This window comes from Bradyrhizobium sp. MOS002 (genome assembly GCF_003020115.1).
Lineage (GTDB): Bacteria > Pseudomonadota > Alphaproteobacteria > Rhizobiales > Xanthobacteraceae > Bradyrhizobium.
In genome coordinates this window covers 1-19,145 of sequence record NZ_PYFX01000016.1, presented here as the reverse complement: position 1 = coordinate 19,145, position 19,145 = coordinate 1, and the positions used below count along the sequence as shown (strand labels likewise).

Here is a 19,145-nt window from a genome sequence, read left to right as displayed (position 1 = left end):
TCTCAGCCCCCGACGACGGGGCGGCGCACGGGACGGCCGGGCCGCGCGCCCACGTCCAGCACACCATCTGTGATCAGCGGTTGGCCGCTGACCACGAGATGCCGCACGCCTTCCGAGGGGCGGTTCATCGCCGTGAAGGTCGCGCGGTCCGAGAGCTTCTCGTAATCGAACACGACGATGTCGGCATCGGCGTCCTTCGCGAGCCTGCCCTTGGCGCGCATCGCGGGCGTGCTCTGCGCCAGGATCTCCGCCGGAATCAGCGCGCATTTGCGCACGCCTTCGAGCAGCGACACGGTCTTGCGCTCGCGCACCCATTCGCGAATGAATTTCGTGAAGCAGCCCGCCGAGCGCGGATGCGAGGTGGCGTCATCCGGCAGCGGCCAGGCATCGCCGGTGTAGGTCTTGCCGTCCGACGTCGTCCACGGCATCGCGTCGGAGGCGATGGCGCCGCCGGGATAGAGCACCGACATGTCGAGCAGGTCGCGATGATGCGCATTGTTCTCGGTGTCGAGGATGTGCCACAGCACCAGCGACGACGGTTCTTCGGCCTGCGCCTTCAAAAGCTCCTCGCGATCGCTGAAGCGATGGCCGTCGGTGACCCGCTGCACCGAATCGTAGCCGGTGCCGTTGCGCTCGACGAATTCGGGGTCGCTGAAGAAGGCAGCCGCCAGCACGGTCGAGCCGGTGCCGTAGGGATAGGCCTCGACCGTGATGGGCAAGCCCTGCGCCTGCGCTTTCGCGATCAGCACGCGGCAGCGCTCGACGTCGGTCTTGCTCGATGAATTGAAGTGGCAGATGTGCATGTGCGCGCCGGTGGCGCCGGCATAGCCGATCAGGCGGATATAGGCTTCCGCCGCGCTTTCGGGATCGACGCGCGACATGTAGGCGACATGGGTGAAGGTCGGCACGTCCTGCGCAGCCGCGAGCTGGCAGACCGCGGTCAGCTCCTGTACGCCGGCGCCCGGCGCATAGGCGTTCAGGATGCCGATGCCGATGCCGCCCTCGTTCAGCCCGCGCGAAAGGCGCTCGAGAATGCCGGCGACCTCCGCATCGCTCGCCACGTTGTCCATCCAGCGGCGATCGCGCATGGCGTTGCCGAACGCCTCCAGCGAGCTCTCCGCATTGGAGCCCGTCATCGCGCCAATACGCGCGAAAGCCCAGTTGGTGGCGGCGCCGTAGTTTAGCACGCGCCCCTTCCGCGCCTGGCGCTCATACCAGGACCCGACCGGCAGCACACCGGCTTCGAGATCGAGCGTCGTCGTGACGCCGTCGAACGCCTGCATGCGATCCGCAGGCAGCGACTGGCCATGCGCATGAAGGTCGATGAAGCCGGGCGCGACCACGAGCCCGGTCGCGTCGATCACCCGCTCGGCGCCGCCGAGCGAGGAGCCGACCGCGGCGACCTTGCCGTCCACCACCGCCACATCACCAACCGCGTCCATTCCGCTGGCGGGATCCACCACCCGGCCGCCAGAGATCACCAAACCGCTCATATCGTCACTCCGAAAAGACAGAAAGCCGTTCCATCCGAAGGACCGGCCACGCCTCCATCAAGACAGATTTTCGCGGCAACGACCACCTCCGGCGATGCCCATGCGGCATGCATCGCGCTTGTGGCCATCCTTCGAGATGCGCGCAAGGGCGCGCTTCTCAGGATGAGGAAGGGATTCGTGGCAAGCGATCAAATCCTCATGGTGAGGAGCCCGCCGCAGGCCGGCGTCTCGAACCATGAAGGCCCATGGCCTTTCGGTCGCGTCAAAGCCCGTCAAACCACGATTTCCACTTCGGCACCGCGGTTGCGAAGGTGCCGCGGTGGCTGGTGTTGCCGGTCGAGAGAGCTTCGACCGCCGGGTTGCCGGCGCCGATCGCGCGCTGATAGGTCATGGCGAGCTGGCCGAGACCGACGCTGATCGCTTCGTCGGTCTCGCCATAATAGTTGCGGACCGGGCTCTTGATAATCCAGCGATAGGCCTGGGTCTGCGCGACGAGCCGCCCGTAGGCCGATGCCGCGAAGAACTGCGGATCGAAATAGTCGGCACGAATCAGCTTGTGCAGATCGGTCGGCACGTCGGCGGCATTGAAGGGCTCGCGCAGATAGGCCTTGCGCGACACATCGTAATAGGCATCCGCGATCAGCGAGCGCGCGAGCCCCGGCATGCCATAATAATTCTCGAAGGAGAACGCCGACAGGATGAACAGCGAATTCAACCAGCTCGCATCGTTCTTGCGCGGGAAATTGAGAAAGCCGTTCAGCGCCACGAACACGTCGACCGGCGCGCTCGCCGTTGCGGCCGCGTCGACCTTGACGCCGGATTGCTCGAGCTTCTCGAGCATGGCCATGGTCACGAACCCGCCTTGCGACCAGCCGGCGAGAAACAGCTTGGGCGTGGCAATCTTGAGATGATCGAGCACGGCGCGGCTGGCTATCAGCATGTCGTGGGTCGCCTGCTGATGGCTTGCCTTCACCATGTAGCCTTCCGTCTCGGCGGATGTCCCCATCCCGAAATAGTCGGCGCCGATCACGACATATCCCTGCCCTGCGAACTGCGCGATCATCAGCTGCGTCTCCGGCGATTGTTCGGGGAATGAGGGCACCTCCTGCTTCCCGTAAACCGTGCCGTGCTCGTATGACACCATGGGAAACGACGTGCCTTCGACGTCGGGGATGGCAATCAGTCCGGACGCGACGGTCGGCTTGTTGCCACGCTCCGGCACCACGGAGGAGTAGGTCACGCGATAAAGCCTGACTGCATTGCGCGCCGGGCTGTAAGTTACCGAAATACCGGCGAAGGCCGGCGTATCAACCTGGAGAATCTTGTTGAGCCGATCGGCATCCCAGCCGCCGATGCGCTGATATTCGATGCTTGCCGACAATTTGACGATTTGATTGTCCTGCGCCTGGGCGGAAATCCCCGGCAGGAGCTGGAGCAGAAGCAACAGCGAGAAGCACCGAACCAATTTCATTGCGAATGACCTGTTGAATGAGGACGTGACAGGCCTAAGCAGTTTGGGTTGAGATTGTGTTTCGCCGTGGCGCCAGGTCCGTGGCGCCAGGTCCGTCAGCGCCCCGCCTTTCGAAACGTGCAGCGCGAGGGACGGAAAGCGTGGCGCGATCAAGTCTGATGCACAAATCTGACGTAAACAAGCGCGTGCAGTTTCGCGGCAGCATTTGCCCGAGCTATGCTTCTCGCTTCGCCCGCGAAGCAGCTCCGCCGTCTTCTCGCCCCCATTGTCATTCAGGGATGTCGTGGGGCGCTACGGTGGGACAAAGTTCCCAGAGGTTTCGTGTGATCGTTCGACGTCTTCCGCAACGCGACCCCTGTCATTCTGTTTCGCGCCGCGCTCTCCTCGGCGGATTTGTGTCGGCAGGGAGTGCCCTCGCGCTCAGCGGATGCACCGGCTTGAGTGCGACCGGGGCGCGTTTCGACGCGTCATCGCTCTCGCTTGACCCCACATTGCTCGTCACCACCACGCGCAAGCCGGTGAACGGCGGTCGCACGAAGCCCTGGTTCGGGCCGGAGCGCGCGACGACCATGACAGTCGCCCGGGCGAAGCTGGTGGCGCCGGACGAGAGCCGCCTTTCTCTGGCCTCGGTTGGACTTGGCGACTGGCGCCTTGATCGGCTCGAACCGGTGTCGGCAGACGTTGGCGATCTCGTTGCGCAGGCCGGCGGAGGAGACGTGCTGATCTATGTGCACGGCTTCAAGCAGACGTTCGAGACGGCGGTGCTGGATGGCGCCCATCTCTCCGATGGGATCAAGTTCCGCGGCCGGACCATGGTGTTCTCCTGGCCGTCCAAGGCAGGACTGTTCGACTATGCCTATGACCGCGACAGTGCGATGTGGTCCCGCGACGAGTTCGAACGCGTGCTCTCTGCGCTAGTGTCGGCTCCGGGCGCCAGCCGCGTGCACATCGTTGCGCACAGCATGGGAACCATGCTGTCGCTCGAAAGCCTGCGTCAACTCTATGCGCGATACGGCGACACAGTGACGAGCAAGATCGGCGCAGTCGTGTTTGCCGCGCCTGATATCGACATGGACGTGTTCTCGTCAGCGATCCAGCGCATCGGTCCGCTTGCCGGCAAGATCACCGTGATCGCCGCGACGAACGATCGCGCACTGGCGCTGTCGGGACAGATCGCAGGTGGAATGACCAGGGTTGGCGCCGCCGAAAAAGCCGTCATCGCGCGGCTCGGCGTACGCGTGGTCGATGCGTCAGCGGAAGGCTGGGGCATCGTCAACCACGATCTGTTTCTATCGAATGCGGAAGTGCAGCGGGTGATCCGCCGCTCGATCGACGGCACGACCGCTTAGGAGAGCGCCTGCGCCGGGTCTCACGAAAAGCTTGCTCGTGCGCACGAAACGGTTGGGTTTTGCAGTGTCGCACGCGAATGGCGCACCCTGGTTGGTTTATATCGGCTGTGCGGCAGCCCACATGGTGCGGTAGCTGTTCAATTTTAGATCGGCCGCCTCTGACTCGAACCGGCTTACGGAGGCCGGCGCCCGTTCAGCCAAATGAGCGAACGACTGAGTAACGATCCAGACTTCTTTGTCGTCAACAATGATCAGGCGATCGTGGAGTTGGCGAGGCGATGTTAGGCGCGCCTCTAGCGGCCGATTTTGAAATTGGCTCTGCCAACGCTCGACGGCCGGCTTGAGGGACGACTTCACATAGAACGGATCGGCGAGAACCTTAAGGAGAACATTTTCCGCCGCGAGCGGTGCAAAATCACGCAACAGCTTCTCGTCAGAATAAGGATCGACAATGAATAACTCAGTCGTCGCTGAGCTGAAAACTCGAGCGACGGCCGCGAGTGCATCAAACGCGTTGCCGGCGGGAATATAGGCCCCTTGTAAGTTAGGAGGCGATTGTGACTCTACACGCGCAAACGTTCGAAAGAGAATGCTAGCCACTTTAGAGACCGCTTGTCCGTGCCTATAGGAGTTCGATTCCCCGATAACCGCATCCATCGCGAGTACGAACCCCGCTGCATCGAGCGACGATCCGGCGGCTTCAACCATAGCCGCGGCTCGACCGAGCCACATTCGCCCTTCCGGGGTGTTGGATGCCGAACCGTGAAAGTTCGGCATGGTATCGATCAGGTTGCGTAGTTCGAAAATTACTCGCTCGATTTCCACTCGGCAAAATCCGGCAGGGGATGAACGGAGAACGTACGCTGTCCCACTCTATTCGGGGTGGCACGATGGCTTGAAAAAATCGAAGGAAATCAATGCAAAATTCGAAAAATGGCGCTCCCTAGGGGAATCGAACCCCTGTTTCAGCCTTGAGAGGGCCGCGTCCTAACCGCTAGACGAAGGGAGCGTGAGGGAGAGGACATAGCCTCGAATTTTGCCGGCGGCAAGCGGGGATCGAGGGGTGTCAAACGCCCAATCGGCGTCGTCCCGGCGAAGGTCAGACCCATCGCCCCCTGTGGGGATGGTTAAGGCGAACCCGAGCAACGATCTCGTTCACGCAACCGGATTCGGTGGTTGTGGGTCCTGGCTTTCGCCAGGACGACGATGGCGGCGAGTTCCGGAGGCTGCCTCACGGCTCATTGGCGAATTTCAGCTTTCCGGCCGGCCGCAAGGTGTGGGCATCGAAGGTGCGGATCTCGGTGATGCCGCCGACATCGAGCGTGACCACGAGGCGGTCGCCGGCGACGCCGGTTGAGACGATTCTGGCGCCCTTGGGCAGGGTGGCCGTGACGTCGCCTGCCGGCTCGGGCGCCCTTCCCTCGGACTTGAAAAGGCGGTAGCCCACCGCGATCAGCACGGCGCAGATTGCCAGCGCCGTGGTCAACCCCGCGATCAGCATCATCCGCCGCACCCGCGCGAACAGCGCGGCCTGCTCGGGGCTCGGTTCGGGAACAACGGTATCAGACGTCGTCATGGAAAATTCTGGCTCTGCGCAAAGGTTGGAGGTTGTCGTCGAGGGCTCCGAGGGCTCGACCCGGCTCGACCGTGTGCTGGCGCTGCACCTTGCCGAGCTGTCGCGATCGAGGCTGAAAGCCCTGATCCTGGCGGGCGCGGTGAGCCTCAGGGACGCCGCGATCCGGGACCCCGCTTATCACGTCGCCTCCGGCGATACGATCACAATCGACGTGCCGGAAGCGGCCGCGCCGGAGCCGAAAGGCGAGGATATCGCCCTCGATATCGTGTTCGAGGACGACGACATCGTCGTCCTCAACAAGCCGAAGGGGCTGGTGGTGCATCCCGCGGCGGGCCACGAGACCGGCACGCTGGTGAATGCGCTGATCGCCCATTGCGGCTCATCGCTGTCGGGCATCGGCGGTGTGCGCCGGCCCGGCATCGTGCACCGGCTGGACAAGGACACCACCGGGTTGATGGTGGTCGCCAAGAACGACCTCGCGCATGCCTCGCTCACCGCGCAATTCGCCGACCACGGCCGCACCGGGCCGATGCGGCGGGGCTACATGGCCTTCGCCTGGGGGCTGCCGGGCCGCCATCGCGGCACCGTGGACGCGCCGATCGACCGCCACCCGCATGCGCGCGAGAAGATGGCAGTGCGCCAGGGCGGCCGCGAGGCCGTGACGCATTGGGAGCTGCTGGAGAGTTTTGCCGGGCGCGACGGCAAGCCGATCGCGACGCTGCTGGCCTGCGAGCTCGAGACCGGGCGCACCCACCAGATCCGCGTCCACCTCGCCCATATCGGCCACCCCCTGATGGGCGACGCCGTCTATGGCCCGCACTTCAAGACCAAGGCGAACCAGCTCGGCCCGGAATCGCAGGCCGCCCTCGCCGCGCTGGGGCGGCAGGCCCTGCACGCTTACCTGCTGGTATTGGAGCACCCGAGGACTGGAGAATTACTCCACTGGGAGACGCCTCTGCCGGAGGATTTGCTTCTCCTTCAGGGGGCACTGAAAGCGGCGCAATGACGCAGGCCGCTTCAGAAAGGCTTTACATTACAGAAAGTTATAGCTGCCACACGGGGACGTGACGTCAGCAATCCTTCCCTTTCTGGCTCCCGATGGGGTATATTGCGCTTGCGTTGAAATGACCAACGCGGAACATCGCAGCACCGATCGGCTTTAACCAAGCGGTCGTCTGCCTGGCCCGCCGCTATCGGGGGCCTGAACCTGTTTGGAGGGCGCACTATGGCCCGTACCGCTACCCTGCCGGTCCTTAATGGCGAATCCGGCCTTTCCCGTTACCTCGGCGAAATCCGCAAGTTTCCGATGCTGGAACCCCAGCAGGAATACATGCTCGCCAAGCGTTGGCGCGAGCACGATGATCGTGACGCCGCGCACCAACTCGTCACCAGCCATCTCCGTCTCGTGGCCAAGATCGCCATGGGCTATCGCGGCTACGGCCTGCCGATCTCCGAGGTCGTCTCGGAAGGCAATGTCGGCCTGATGCAGGCGGTGAAGCGTTTCGAGCCCGAGAAGGGCTTCCGTCTCGCTACCTACGCGATGTGGTGGATCAAGGCGTCGATTCAAGAGTACATCCTGCGTTCCTGGTCGCTCGTGAAGATGGGCACCACCGCGAACCAGAAGAAGCTGTTCTTCAACCTGCGCAAGGCGAAGAGCAAGATTTCCGCGCTGGACGAAGGCGATCTCCGCCCCGACCAGGTGGCCATCATTGCCAAGCGTCTCGGCGTCACGGCTCAGGACGTGGTCGACATGAACCGCCGCCTCGGTGGCGACGCGTCGCTCAACGCTCCGATCCGCGACGACGGCGAAGCCGGCGAATGGCAGGACTGGCTGGTCGACAATTCGCCCAACCAGGAAGCCATGCTGGCCGAGCACGAGGAGTATGATCACCGCCGTGACGCCCTGAACGGCGCCATGGGCGTGCTGAACCCGCGCGAACGCCGCATCTTCGAGGCGCGCCGGCTCGCCGACGAGCCGATGACGCTGGAAGACCTTGCCGCCGAGTTCGGCGTGTCGCGCGAGCGCGTCCGCCAGATCGAGGTCCGCGCCTTCGAGAAGGTGCAGTCCGCGGTCAAGGGCACGATCGCAAAGGCCGAACAGGCCGCGCTGGAAGCCGCGCTCTAAGCGCGCGGGTTTGGCGCCAGAGATTGGCGGATCGACAAGAGACAGAAAGCCGGCGGCAACGCCGGCTTTTTTGTTGGATGCAACTCTCACCGTCATGCCCCGCGAAAGCGGGGCATCCAGTACGCCGCGGCGCTTGTTGCAAGAGCGAGGCCTCCAATGCAGGACTCTGGAATACTGGATCGCCCGGCTAAACCGGGCGATGACAGCGGGGTTGTGGCTCTCCCTTGAACCCGCACTGCCGGTCGACCGACCAAAAGCATCGGACCGACAGCCTCAAGAGAACGGACACGCACAGTGTCGATCATCCTGCAATCCACCGTGGGCGGCTTCTCCGCCCAGTTCATGCGCAAGCTGCCGCAGGTCGAGCAGGCGATGCGCGAGCACGGGCTCGAGCCGTCGGAGTTCGTGATCTCGAAGGACTATGCCTCGACCGCGACGATCCCGCTGATGGGTCCGTTCTTCTTCAATTACAGCGTCTTCTTCGGCGAGGAAAAATTCACCGTGACCGAGCCGAACGACATGGTGTTCCTGGATTACTTCTTCAAGCGCGTGCTGGCGGCGGATGACCCGCCGGAACTGCCGCGGCGGCCGGGATTGATCCGCAGGTTTTTCGGCTGGATGTCGGAGCCGGTCTAGCTGCTTTTCCCTCTCCCCTTGCGGGAGAGGGTGGCTCGCCGCGTAGCGGCGAGACGGGTGAGGGGTTGCCTCTGCGAGCACGCCTTTTACATCGTCATTCGGAGACAACCCCTCATCCGGCGCTTTGCGCCACCTTCTCCCGCAAGGGGAGAATATGCAAGTTGCTGCATCGCTGCTGCACATGTATAACTCTCATCTAAGCTACTGAAATAAAGATATAAATAGCAGATGATGTGCACGGGCTAGCAGCCGCTGTACCTCCGCTGTTTTTAACACCCTTCGTACACCGCGAGCGCCCGTCCCCATGCCTAAGCCCCGGAAGATCACCTTGGAGACGCCGACCGGGCGTGCCAAGTTGACGCCCCGAAAGGCATCCTATTTCGTGCGTGTCGCGCCGCATATCGCGCTCGGCTACCGCCGCAATCAAAGTGGCTTCGGAACATGGAGCGTCCGCTTCGCCGATGGTAGCGCGAGCGGCTGGCTGAAAAAATTCGGTACCGCCGACGATCTCGAGCCCGCAAACAACAGTAGCGTGTTCAATTATGATCAGGCGCTTAGGCAGGCGCGCAAGCTGGCGCGCGGCGAGGCCGACGGCCAAACCGAGACTGCGGCAGCCGGCTTTGCGCCGATTACGCTAGATGCTGCGCTGACCGACTATCAGCGCGACCTCGAAGCCCGCAGCGGCAGCATCTACAACGCCACCGGGCTGCGCAGGCATCTCAGCGCGCAGCTGTGCGCCAAGCCGGTTGCGCTGCTCGATGCCCAGGAACTGCGCAAGTGGCGCGATGGCCTGCTCGGAAAGGGCCTGCGACCGTCGAGCGTCGTGCGCTATTGCAAGAGCTTGCGCGCCGCACTCAATCTTGCCGCGTCGCATGACAAGCAGCGCATCACGAATGCCGATGCGTGGGCAGCCGGGCTGGACACGCTGCCCGATGCCACCGTCGCCCGCAACGTCGTGTTGAGTGATCAAGACGTGAGCCGTTTCGTCGGCGCTGCCTACGATCACGATGCCAAGCTTGGCCTATATGTCGATGTACTGGCGACGACCGGCGCGCGACCATCGCAGGCCGCGCGTCTCCTGGTTGAGGATTTGCACGGCGGCACAAAGCCGCGCTTGAGGATGCCGCGCAGTGCCAAGGGCGGTAGCAAGAACCGCGCGGCTCGTAAAAACGAGCGCATCAGTGTACCGATCACGCCGGCTCTGGCGGCTAAACTGAAGCAGGCCGCCAGCGGACGTGCCGCGGATGCGCCGCTGTTGTTGCAGGGCAACGGCCTGCCGTGGGGCGGATCCGACGACTACCGCCAGGACGTCGCCGGAATTGTCAACGCTTTGAAGCTCGATGCAAGAGCGACGTTGTACGCCTTGCGCCATTCGAGCATCGTCCGCGCGCTGCTGCGCGGGCTGCCGATCAGGCTTGTCGCCGCATCGCATGACACCTCCAGCGCCGAAATCGAGCGCACCTACTCCAAACACATCACCGATCATAGCGACGAGATCGCGCGCGCGGCGCTGCTGCATCACGCGCCGGCATCAGCCGTCGCCAACAATGTTGTCGCACTGGTGCAGTGACCATGCGGGCGCGCAAGAGCAAACAGCATGCATCGCTGAAAAGGCCGTCGCTTCGGCTCGACGATCCCCGCTGGATCTCTCTGGCATTGGCGCACCACATCCGCTCGGAGCAGCTCACCGGCGAGCGCTACGCTGACCTGGCGACACCGCAAATCGTTGAAGCGTTGGTGAGCGAGAAACTTCATTCTATGCGTCGAAACATGGCAACCGGCGAGTGCGAAGGACTGTCTGGTCCGTTCTGGCGCGGGCGCGATATTATCATCATCGATCACCAGTTTCAGATAACCCCACGCGGTCCTCGGCCCGGAGTGCACTGGGAGACTTTTGTATGGAAGCCGGATGTCGATAGGCTTTGGCCTGCCGCGCAGACCGAGCAGGAGGCACAGACCGAAAAGAACGTGTGGACGCGCCGCGAGCCACCAGGACCGGCACCCACGCGTGATTGGAAGATGCTTGTTGCTCGTGAAGTGATCCGAAGACTCATGGTGGGCTTAAAATTCCCTAGGGCGCCAGAGATGAGGAAATTTTGCAAAAGCACAGTTGGCTATGAGCCGGACGACAGTGACATTCGGAAGCATCTTAAGATTTTGAGGGGACAGTAGATTTCTATTTTCTTGGATTATTCGATTTTTTCGGAGCCCTGGATTGTGTCGTAAGTATTTCGTTAAATACCTGATGCAGCGAACGAATTTTGATCTCCCCGATCCACCCCGATCTCCCTCTTCCTCCCGGTCGCAAGCTGGCGCCTAATCGCAGCATTCCATTCAATAGGAGCTGCACACAAATGGCGCGCGGAGAAGTCACCGGTCGTAAGCTTGGTGTCACCGGCGTTGCGCCGATGGCGTACTCGATCCGTCAATTCTGCCAGGGGCATAACATCAGCGTCGACACCTACTTCCGCATGCAGCGCGTAGGCTCCGGGCCGGTGACGATGAAGGTCGGCGGCCGGACTCTCATTAGCATTGAGGCAGCCGCAGCATGGCGCCGTGAGCGCGAGTCTGACGCGAAAGCATCCACTGCCGCCGAGTAATCGGCGCAAGCACATCAAACTTTTGATCTGAGTTCGACCGGCAGCAGCCGCTCGGCCGGGGGCAACCTCTTGCCCAAAATGAGCGGAGCCGAACCAGGTGCACCTGCTTCAGAACCGATGCACCTGGTCCATCAAAAGGAGGGCTGGTTATGCCCAATTCAGCGACTGAAACCGCTGCCGCTCCTTATGCGGTAGCGTTCCCCGACTCGCCTGTCAACGTCATCGTGCGTCTCCTGAAGCGCATTGCCGGGCGAGCCGAGGACATCGGCGAACGCGTTTCCCTTGCCTGCGATATGGCTCTGAGCGAGCTGGCGGTGTTCGAGCCGTTCGATCTCGGCGATGAGCTGAACCATCGGCGCAAGGCGCTCGAGGAAGATCTGCTCGAGATCGAGATTGCCGTGCACGACCTCGATGAACTGATCGGATTGATCAATGAGGTCACGTCGTAGCGACATGACAAAGGGCGTCATCGCAGATGGCGCCCCTTTTTATTTCCAGGGACCCCACAATGGCTACCAACCCGCAAGTTCAGTGCACCTTCATCTTCGGTTTCGTCGTGCGCTTGGTCGCTGGATCTCGTTGCCCGCATTGCGGATCCGAACTGCGCGCCACTGATGTGACCATCGATAGCCCGGGCGGCCGCACCGGGCTGACCTGCTCCGGTTGTCATCGCGACATCCTGGTGATCGAGCCGAAGACCTAGTCGAGGAACGATCCGATCAACCTTCCCGCGAGAGCGGCGCCGCCTGGGGCGTAGCCCAGTTCGATGAGCACAAGCGAAACAAACAGATTGAATGGAGACAACATGACGAACGAACTCATCATTCCTCACGACGGGCCGCCGCAAGCCGGCGACGGCTTCTCTGGCTCCTCCCGCTCGCATCGCGTCGGGAGGGGTTCTTACCTCAAGTGGAACGACAAGCAGGGCTGGATTGACCGCGATGGTGTCGCGGCGCCGTCGCCCATGTTGGTGTTCGATGTCGACGAAATCCTGCGCCGTTGGAAGAACAATGTGGCCGAGGACATCGTCGACAAGCCGCTGCCGGATCCCGACGACCTGAATGGCGCAATTCCTGTTGAGGATTGGGAGAAGGGCGTCGACGGCAAACGGCGACCGCCGTGGGCGCATACCGTCGTGGTTTACCTGGTCAATCTCTCGACCGGAGAGAACTACACCTACGCGGCGGCTACGACAGGTGCGCACATTGCTTTTGACGCGCTGACTGAAGCGGTCAAAACGATGCGCGTGCTGCGGGGCACCCTCTGCGTCCCGATTGTCAATCTCACTGACCGGCCGATGAAGATGAAGTTCGGGCATGGCAAGCGACCGCACCTCGAAATCATCGGCTGGCGCACGCTGGGTCGGGATCCGGCCGCAGTTCCAACCCGTCCTCCAGCACCGCAGCTTCCGAGCCCGTCCATCGGGGATGCATTGCCGTCCTCGACGCCGGCTTCTGCAGGAAACCGCGTCCTGCCGACGCAGCCCGAGCAGCAAAACAACGCGCGTCAAGCTAAGCCCAAGCCGTCCATCGACATCGCCGGCGAGACGCTGGCCACTTTGGGTGACGTGAAGCCAGTCACGACCGCCGAGATCCTTGACGACGAAATCACCTTCTAAGTGATCGGCTCAGGCTAGAGAGGGGCGCTCGCCCCTCTCGCCGCCCGGTGGGAGAGATGATGCCGACACTGTTCTGGGACATCGAGACGCGGAGCACTGCAAACTTGCGGGAATGCGGCGCCTACGCTTATGCCCTTGACCCGAGCACTGAGCCGCTCTGCATAGTCTACACGGTGGACGATAATGAACCCGAGCTGTGGTTGCCGGGAAGCCCCGTGCCCTTTGCATTTCATCGGGCCGCTTCGGAACCGGAATTCTGGATGCTGGTCGCACACAACTATGACTTCGAGCGCGCGATCCTCGAGAACGTGCTGATCCCGCGTTTCCGCTTCCCGGCCGTCCGGCATCACGTGCAGCACTGTACGCAGCGACTTGCGCTCGCAAATGCGTACCCCGCCGAGCTCGACTTGCTCGCGCAGGCCCTTGGTTTGCCCTACAGGAAGGACCCCGCGGCGCGGAGAGCAATGTTGGCGGTCTCTCGGCCCAAGGCGAACCGGAAGCGCAACGGGGGCGCCGCTTCAACCTGGGACGAAGACCCCGAAAAGCTCATGCTTCTTTATGATCGGTGCAGGCTCGATGTCATCACCATGCGCGCAGTCTGGCAGTCGCCGAAGCTGGCTCCGCTTTCGTCGAACGAGCGGCGCTATCAGCTCCAGGACATCGCCATCAATGATCGAGGGATCCGTCTCGACCGCGCCTTTGCAACAGCCGCACGAGACCTCGCTATCCAAGAAAGGACCGCCATCGGCCTCAAACTTCAGGAGCTAACCCACGGGATCATCACGAGCGCCGATCAGGTGAAGCGGTTCCTCGAGGTGATCAACGCTCGCGGCCACGATATGGGCTGCTTGAACAAAAACGCGGTCGCCAAGATGTTGGCGACCAAGCCGGATGACTATGTCGTTCAACTTCTCGAGTTGCGCCGCACCGCCGCACGCGCGAGTGTCAACAAGTTCAAGCGGATGCTGGCTTATGCGCCAGTTATTGACGATCGGATGCGGGGCACGCTCCGCATGTACGGCGGCGCGCCAGGCCGGTGGTCCGGCTTGGGGCCGCAGCTGCAAAACTTGAAGAAGAACGAGGGCAATTTCCCGCTCTCGCTGGTGGAGCAAGTTCGCAGCGGAGACCGCACCGTAATCGCAGCGTACGGCAACCCCCTGGCGCTGCTGGGCGACATCTCACGCGCGGCACTTTGCGCTGCTCATGAACACGAGCTGAAATCGGGCGACTTCTCGGCCATCGAGAGCGTGGTGCTAGCTTGGCTTGCGGGCGAACACTGGAAGTTGGAGGCGTATGTAAGCTTCCAGCGGACCGGCGACAAACGGCTTGAGCCGTACCGCGTGATCGCGCGGAAGATGCTGCGCAGAACCGCGGATGCAGAGGTTTCACCGGCCGAACGTCAGCTTGGCAAGGCGGGGGAGCTCGCCTCCGGCTTCGGCGGGTCGGTGGGCGCGTGGCGTCGCATTGTCGCGAACGATCCGCGAGGCGATGATGAGATTAGAGGCATTATCGGCCACTGGCGCAGCGCACACCCGGCGACGACGAAGTTCTGGAAGGAGCTCGCGCGGGCTATTCGCATCGCGATGAAGGTCGGCAAGCCCGTGTTGGTTGCGCCTGCACCGCGACCGCCGATCATCGCGAACTTCGTTCATAGCAATTTGACACTCACGCTCCCGAGCGGTCGTGCCATCACGTATCCGCAAGCGCATCTCGTTCCAGCAAAGTTCGAGGGCGCGGCTCCCGACGTCGAGTTCATGGACAATGCGCGCGGGCAATGGAGGGCTTACCGGGGTTGGTTCGGCGTCTTCGTCGAAAATGTTGTTCAGGGCACGGCCCGCGACCTCCTGGCCGCAGCAATCGATCGCTTGGAAGCGAGAGGCATCCCGGTCGTGTTCCATTGCCACGACGAGATCACGGTCGAGGTCCCGCTCGGTTCTCTGTCGGATGCATCGTTTCTTGCGGCCCTTCTTGAACTGCCGGATTGGGCAGCCGGGTTGCCGCTTGGTGGCAAGGTGCATTCGGGGATGCACTATCTTGAACCGCCCGAGCAACCGGCCGAATCCAAATTGTCGGAAGAACTCGGTGAAGAACGAGATCTCGAGCGCGCAATCGATATTTATGTTGATGATGTCCGTGAGGACATCGGGACGATTGATGATCCAGTCAGCCTGGATGTGAACGACGATGCGGAGTTCTTGGCGACGCTTCCAGATCACGTCGCGCCGCTGACAGAGATTGTCGGCCTGCCCCTCTCCTCGGGGAACAAAGTGCTGTGCCCGTTCCACGAAGAGGCGGAGCCGTCATGCGCGATCTATCCTGACCATTTTCACTGCTTCGGCTGCGGTGAGCACGGAGCGCGCCTCGACTGGCTCACGCGCGTCGAGGGCATGACTGCCAAGGACGCCGTTAACGCGATCAAGGATTGGCCCTCGGCTCCTGCGGTGAACTGCTTCAGCAGTGACGCCGCTGCCAAGCTGTCACAGGCGAAATCGATCTGGACCTCTAGCGTGCCTCTCGCGGGCACCATCGCCGAGAAGTATCTCGATGAGACCCGGCACATCGACCTGACCAAACTGCCGGACGACGTGCATCGTTGCCTGCGTTTCCACCCCGCCTGCATGTTCGGCGCGGGCGCTCCGCTGCCCTGTCTGATCGCCTTGATGCGCGATCCCATTTCCGATGAGCCGGTCGGGATACAGCGCACAGCCTTGCGGGATGAAAATGGTCGTATCGTAAAAATCGAGCGGCGCATGCTGGGACGCGGCGGCGTCGTCAAGCTCTGGGCTGCCGGGAAGGATCTCGTGGTTGGCGAAGGCCTCGAGACCGTGCTCGCGGCCGCCACCCGCATTCCTCACGATGGTCAGCCGCTGATACCGGCCTGGGCTGCGTTGTCGGCCAAAAACATGGCCTCGCTGCCGATCATCCCCGGCGTGCAGCGCCTCTTCCTGCTCATCGACAACGACCGCAATCAGCAGGGTCAGACGGCCGCGGCTGGCGTAGCCGAGTACTGGCGACGGCATGGCAGGGCTGTCGTTCCACTAATGCCGCCCACCCCGGGTACAGACTTCAACGACCTCGTCTTAATGAAGGATCAAAATGTCGTTGCCTAGGCCGCCCGACCTCCGTTCGGCTGACGGTGCAATCAGCTTCGAGGATCTCTACGCTATCCCGGACTCCAACCGGTTCATGTTCTTGCCGGCACGCACGACGTGGCCGAAGGAAAGCGTCGATAGCATTCTGCCGAAGATCCTTGGCGAAAAGCGGAATGGCAAGTTTGTGAAGATCAAACCATCGGACTGGTTGAAGCAGCACCGTCGTGTCGAGCAAGTCACCTGGATGCCGGGCTGGCCGGAAATCATCGAGGACAAACTGCTCTTCGATGGAGGCTGGAAGGACCGGCCCGCAGCCCATGTCCTAAATCTCTACCAACCGCCGCGAATTGTTCCCGGCGATGCCGATCTGGCGGGACCTTGGATCGAGCACGTGCGGCGGCTCTACCCAGAAGATGCTGAGCACATGATCAATTGGTTTGCCCACCGCGTTCAGGCTCCGGGTGAGAAGATCAACCATGCGCTGGTAATGGGTGGCGGTCAGGGCATCGGCAAAGATTGGATATTGGAGGCGGTCGAGAAGGCGGTTGGAGAATGGAACTTCCACAACGTGTCATCGTCCGAGTTGCTGGATAAAAACAACCCGTTTGTGAAGGCAGTGGTGTTGCGCTTGAACGAGGCGCACGATCTTGGTGAAGGTGGCCGGGCGAACCGCTTCGCCCTCTATGAACGAATCAAGAGCTATGCCGCCAGTCCGCCGAATGTACTGTCGTGCGTCGACAAGTACGAGAAGCGCATCTACGTGCCGAATGTGCTCGGGCTCGTCGTCACAAGCAATCACAAAACCGACGGCGTCTACCTGGATAACGACGACCGACGGCATTTCGTGGTCTGGTCGGAGAGCAAGAAAGAGGACTTCAGCGCGGATTTCTGGAATGAGAAGTGGCGCTGGCTGAGAAGTGAGGGTGGCGCCGGCCATGTCGCCGCTTACTTGGCGCAGCGGGACTTGTCAGCCTTCAACGCTGGCGCCATTCCCCGGCAAACTGAGGCTTTCTTTGAAGTCGTGCACGCAAGTAAAGCGCCTGAAGATGCTGAGATCGCAGACGCACTCGACGAACTCGGTCGGCCAGACGTGGTCTCGCTTGGGATGCTCGTCTCAACCAAGCAAGGCGCGACCCTTGGGTGGTTGCTCGAAAAGCAGCACCGCCGCTCGATTCCCTACAGGATGGAGACCTGCGGATACGTTTCTGTCCGCAACCCTGATGCGGACAAGAGCGACGGGCTCTGGAAGATCGAGGGGCGCAGGCAGACGCTTTACGGGCGGACCAAGCTTGCGCCTGAGCAACGGCAGCTAGCCGCGCGTAATCACGTTCAGCGTCTTAAAAAGACGTTGAGCAGCATCTAAGGTGCACGACATACTCCTCCGAGAAGGCAATCGTTTCTCGAACATAAAGCACATGCATCTCTCGCCACGATCACTGACATCACCGACTTCATTGACGTGACACAAGCTAAGAGGCACAAAGCTTAATAACATTGTTGCGGAAACCACTGACCTCACTGACCGTGACTGATTGAACCCGGAGCGCGGTTCGACTTAGCGGCATCAGCACAGTCGGTCAGTGATAAGTGATTGGTAGGTGGTCTACCTACGAGCAAACAATGTGTCTTCCTTTTATCAGAAAGTGGGGGCCTTATAGGGAAAACACTACCGATCAGTGATCACCACCAACCTGTTTGTGACGATCGTCATCAGCAAACTCATCTTCGGATAACATGGGGTGATCATATAGGGAGGTCGGAGATGCCCCGGACTTCGGGATCAGGCAATGCAGCGTGGCACGGAGCTGCTTCCAAGTACCGGTTCAAAAGAGGAAGGCCAGGGTTTCGCAAGTGCACGGCTCTAAAGAGGAATGGTGCACCTTGCGGTAATCTTGCTATGCGCTGGATCAGTGTATGCCAGTGCCATGGCGGCAGGATGCTGACAGCTCAGCTTCGCCGACGCGAGAAGGCATACCGCGAAGGCTTACTTTAAGTAACTTCCCACATCAATTGCAGGACTCGTCGGGTAGCACCTCGAACAAAACTCTGCCAATACGCTTTGGTTCGGCGTGCCGCGAATGCAGGAGCGCAAGCCTGCGGGATATGCCCCCAAGGACTCTGCCGAGGCCTTAGAAGGGCCTTGTGCGACGGCGCCGGGATGTTCAGGCTCAACTCTAAGGACTCATCACGGAGCCGCGCTGCGTCTTGGAGAGGCCGTCGGCTCCTCGCCACACAAGTCGTCCTCGACGGCGTAACAAAAGCTACTGAAGCGCCCGCCAAATCGTTGTTTCGCCGCAAGCGTATTCTTTGGCAAGTTCCGACAGCGTCTCGCCGCCGGCATAACGTTCCGCGACGCGCCTGCGCTGGCTGGGATCGAGTGCTGCTGGCCGGCCGAACTTAGTGCCTTTCCGTCGTGCCCGCTGGATGCCTTCCTCACAGCGTTGACGGATCAAGCTTCGCTCAAACTCGCTTATGCCGCCCATGATGGTCATGAGCAGTCGACCAACATCCGTTGTCGTGTCGCACCAAGATTCGCCGAGCGAGACAAAGCCACAGCCAATTTCCTGGAGCTCATGCAAGATATTTTGAAGGTCGCGGCTCGACCGGGCCAGGCGGTCCAGTTTTGCGACTACCAACACGTCACCATCGCTGAGCGCCTTTAGTAACTTGCCAAACTCGGGACGGCCCCTGATCGACCCGGCCGAAGCTTTTTCGCTGTAGATCCGTTCGCAGCCCGCTGCCTTCAAGGCCTCGACCTGTGCCGCGTAGTCTTGCGTTTGCGAGGATACTCGCGCGTATCCGTACTTCATTGCATTCCCCCGGTTTTGAAATCCTCACTTTTGGAATCTAAAAAGCGAGTTCATGCAAGACCGTCTTTCGTCTTTCACAAAGTAGAGTTTTTGAAAGTTGGTGACGATCGTAGGCCGTGTCACGCAGCAGCTGCTGATCACTTCGTGTCGTCATCACGACGTCATCACGTAGGCGCCTAATGTTTGTTTCGCCTTGTAACTCCTGACTCGACATAAGACCACACATCCGCCGACCCGCCCCCTGGCGCCCCCCAAATGCAAAGGAGACGGCGGTCGCATACCTCCCCGCCAAAATTTTCGTACTTTGAATTTATTAGCGATCGTGACGCCCACCCAACGCAGGCTCGCGATCAGTCTCCGGGATCGCCTGGACCG

Annotated in this window: 17 protein-coding genes and 1 tRNA gene; 12 read left to right on the top strand and 6 right to left on the bottom strand. The window is 61.5% G+C overall.

Annotation, left to right across the window (positions count from 1 at the left end):
- Positions 1–2: 2 nt before the first annotated feature.
- Together C7G41_RS29880 and C7G41_RS29875 are read right to left on the bottom strand one after the other, a co-directional pair.
- A complete protein-coding gene (locus C7G41_RS29880; protein ID WP_106945892.1) occupies positions 3–1,493 on the bottom strand; it encodes an amidohydrolase family protein in 1,491 nt (496 codons plus the stop codon).
- A gap of 262 nt (positions 1,494–1,755) precedes the next feature.
- Entirely contained in the window at positions 1,756–2,964 is a 1,209-nt protein-coding gene (locus C7G41_RS29875; protein ID WP_106945891.1) for a S9 family peptidase, read from the bottom strand.
- Positions 2,965–3,287: 323 nt separating this feature from the next.
- Here C7G41_RS29875 and C7G41_RS29870 point away from each other — a divergent pair, with 323 nt between their 5' ends.
- Positions 3,288–4,313: an alpha/beta hydrolase gene (locus C7G41_RS29870; protein ID WP_106945890.1), complete on the top strand. Its 1,026-nt coding sequence runs from the start codon at positions 3,288–3,290 to the stop codon at positions 4,311–4,313.
- A 96-nt stretch (positions 4,314–4,409) separates the two neighbouring features.
- On the opposite strand, the gene C7G41_RS29865 is transcribed toward C7G41_RS29870, so the two are convergent.
- The 3 genes from C7G41_RS29865 to C7G41_RS29855 form a co-directional block, all read right to left on the bottom strand.
- Positions 4,410–5,138, bottom strand: a complete 729-nt coding sequence (locus C7G41_RS29865; protein WP_146159827.1) for a hypothetical protein — start codon at positions 5,136–5,138, stop codon at positions 4,410–4,412.
- A gap of 109 nt (positions 5,139–5,247) precedes the next feature.
- A tRNA-Glu gene (locus tag C7G41_RS29860) sits at positions 5,248–5,322 on the bottom strand.
- A gap of 222 nt (positions 5,323–5,544) precedes the next feature.
- A complete protein-coding gene (locus C7G41_RS29855) occupies positions 5,545–5,889 on the bottom strand; it encodes a hypothetical protein (RefSeq protein WP_106945888.1) in 345 nt (114 codons plus the stop codon).
- On the opposite strand from C7G41_RS29855, the gene C7G41_RS29850 reads away from it, so the two are divergent.
- The 11 genes from C7G41_RS29850 (at position 5,888) to C7G41_RS29800 (ending at position 17,323) form a co-directional block, all read left to right on the top strand.
- A complete protein-coding gene (locus C7G41_RS29850) occupies positions 5,888–6,895 on the top strand; it encodes an RluA family pseudouridine synthase (RefSeq protein WP_106945887.1) in 1,008 nt (335 codons plus the stop codon). The two genes, C7G41_RS29855 and C7G41_RS29850, sit on opposite strands and share 2 nt — an antisense overlap.
- Positions 6,896–7,114: 219 nt before the next feature.
- A complete protein-coding gene (rpoH, locus tag C7G41_RS29845) occupies positions 7,115–8,014 on the top strand; it encodes an RNA polymerase sigma factor RpoH (protein ID WP_007596598.1) in 900 nt (299 codons plus the stop codon).
- 294 nt (positions 8,015–8,308) lie between these two features.
- Complete coding sequence (locus C7G41_RS29840; RefSeq protein ID WP_106945886.1) at positions 8,309–8,650, top strand: hypothetical protein; 342 nt, start codon at positions 8,309–8,311, stop codon at positions 8,648–8,650.
- A gap of 304 nt (positions 8,651–8,954) precedes the next feature.
- Positions 8,955–10,220, top strand: coding sequence for a site-specific integrase (locus C7G41_RS29835; protein WP_106945885.1), 1,266 nt, complete (start codon positions 8,955–8,957; stop codon positions 10,218–10,220).
- Positions 10,221–10,222: 2 nt separating this feature from the next.
- Complete coding sequence (locus C7G41_RS29830; protein WP_106945884.1) at positions 10,223–10,822, top strand: hypothetical protein; 600 nt, start codon at positions 10,223–10,225, stop codon at positions 10,820–10,822.
- A gap of 182 nt (positions 10,823–11,004) precedes the next feature.
- Positions 11,005–11,250 carry a hypothetical protein gene (locus tag C7G41_RS29825; RefSeq protein ID WP_245446770.1) on the top strand — a complete coding sequence of 82 codons (246 nt, stop codon included), beginning with the start codon at positions 11,005–11,007 and terminating at the stop codon, positions 11,248–11,250.
- 149 nt (positions 11,251–11,399) lie between these two features.
- A complete protein-coding gene (locus C7G41_RS29820; RefSeq protein ID WP_106945883.1) occupies positions 11,400–11,699 on the top strand; it encodes a hypothetical protein in 300 nt (99 codons plus the stop codon).
- A 59-nt stretch (positions 11,700–11,758) separates the two neighbouring features.
- Entirely contained in the window at positions 11,759–11,953 is a 195-nt protein-coding gene (locus C7G41_RS29815) for a hypothetical protein (protein WP_106945882.1), read from the top strand.
- A 102-nt stretch (positions 11,954–12,055) separates the two neighbouring features.
- Positions 12,056–12,868: a hypothetical protein gene (locus C7G41_RS29810; protein ID WP_106945881.1), complete on the top strand. Its 813-nt coding sequence runs from the start codon at positions 12,056–12,058 to the stop codon at positions 12,866–12,868.
- Between the two features lie 59 nt (positions 12,869–12,927).
- Positions 12,928–15,978 carry a toprim domain-containing protein gene (locus C7G41_RS29805; protein ID WP_158268053.1) on the top strand — a complete coding sequence of 1,017 codons (3,051 nt, stop codon included), beginning with the start codon at positions 12,928–12,930 and terminating at the stop codon, positions 15,976–15,978.
- Entirely contained in the window at positions 15,965–17,323 is a 1,359-nt protein-coding gene (locus tag C7G41_RS29800) for a primase-helicase family protein (RefSeq protein ID WP_106945879.1), read from the top strand. Before C7G41_RS29805 ends, C7G41_RS29800 begins: the two co-directional genes overlap by 14 nt.
- 898 nt (positions 17,324–18,221) lie before the next feature.
- Here the strand turns inward: C7G41_RS29800 and C7G41_RS29795 are convergent.
- Positions 18,222–18,770 carry a recombinase family protein gene (locus C7G41_RS29795; RefSeq protein WP_106945878.1) on the bottom strand — a complete coding sequence of 183 codons (549 nt, stop codon included), beginning with the start codon at positions 18,768–18,770 and terminating at the stop codon, positions 18,222–18,224.
- Positions 18,771–19,145: the final 375 nt, after the last annotated feature.

Bases quoted from the DNA above. Each gene is read 5' to 3' on its own strand.
- C7G41_RS29810 (WP_106945881.1), top strand. From the start codon at position 12,056: ATGACGAACGAACTCATCATTCCTCACGACGGGCCGCCGCAAGCCGGC.
- rpoH (WP_007596598.1), top strand. From the start codon at position 7,115: ATGGCCCGTACCGCTACCCTGCCGGTCCTTAATGGCGAATCCGGCCTT.
- C7G41_RS29830 (WP_106945884.1), top strand. From the start codon at position 10,223: ATGCGGGCGCGCAAGAGCAAACAGCATGCATCGCTGAAAAGGCCGTCG.
- C7G41_RS29805 (WP_158268053.1), top strand. From the start codon at position 12,928: ATGCCGACACTGTTCTGGGACATCGAGACGCGGAGCACTGCAAACTTG.
- C7G41_RS29815 (WP_106945882.1), top strand. From the start codon at position 11,759: ATGGCTACCAACCCGCAAGTTCAGTGCACCTTCATCTTCGGTTTCGTC.
- C7G41_RS29825 (WP_245446770.1), top strand. From the start codon at position 11,005: ATGGCGCGCGGAGAAGTCACCGGTCGTAAGCTTGGTGTCACCGGCGTT.
- C7G41_RS29875 (WP_106945891.1), bottom strand. From the start codon at position 2,964: ATGAAATTGGTTCGGTGCTTCTCGCTGTTGCTTCTGCTCCAGCTCCTG.
- C7G41_RS29880 (WP_106945892.1), bottom strand. From the start codon at position 1,493: ATGAGCGGTTTGGTGATCTCTGGCGGCCGGGTGGTGGATCCCGCCAGC.
- C7G41_RS29800 (WP_106945879.1), top strand. From the start codon at position 15,965: ATGTCGTTGCCTAGGCCGCCCGACCTCCGTTCGGCTGACGGTGCAATC.
- C7G41_RS29855 (WP_106945888.1), bottom strand. From the start codon at position 5,889: ATGACGACGTCTGATACCGTTGTTCCCGAACCGAGCCCCGAGCAGGCC.
- C7G41_RS29820 (WP_106945883.1), top strand. From the start codon at position 11,400: ATGCCCAATTCAGCGACTGAAACCGCTGCCGCTCCTTATGCGGTAGCG.
- C7G41_RS29795 (WP_106945878.1), bottom strand. From the start codon at position 18,770: ATGAAGTACGGATACGCGCGAGTATCCTCGCAAACGCAAGACTACGCG.
- C7G41_RS29835 (WP_106945885.1), top strand. From the start codon at position 8,955: ATGCCTAAGCCCCGGAAGATCACCTTGGAGACGCCGACCGGGCGTGCC.
- C7G41_RS29850 (WP_106945887.1), top strand. From the start codon at position 5,888: ATGGAAAATTCTGGCTCTGCGCAAAGGTTGGAGGTTGTCGTCGAGGGC.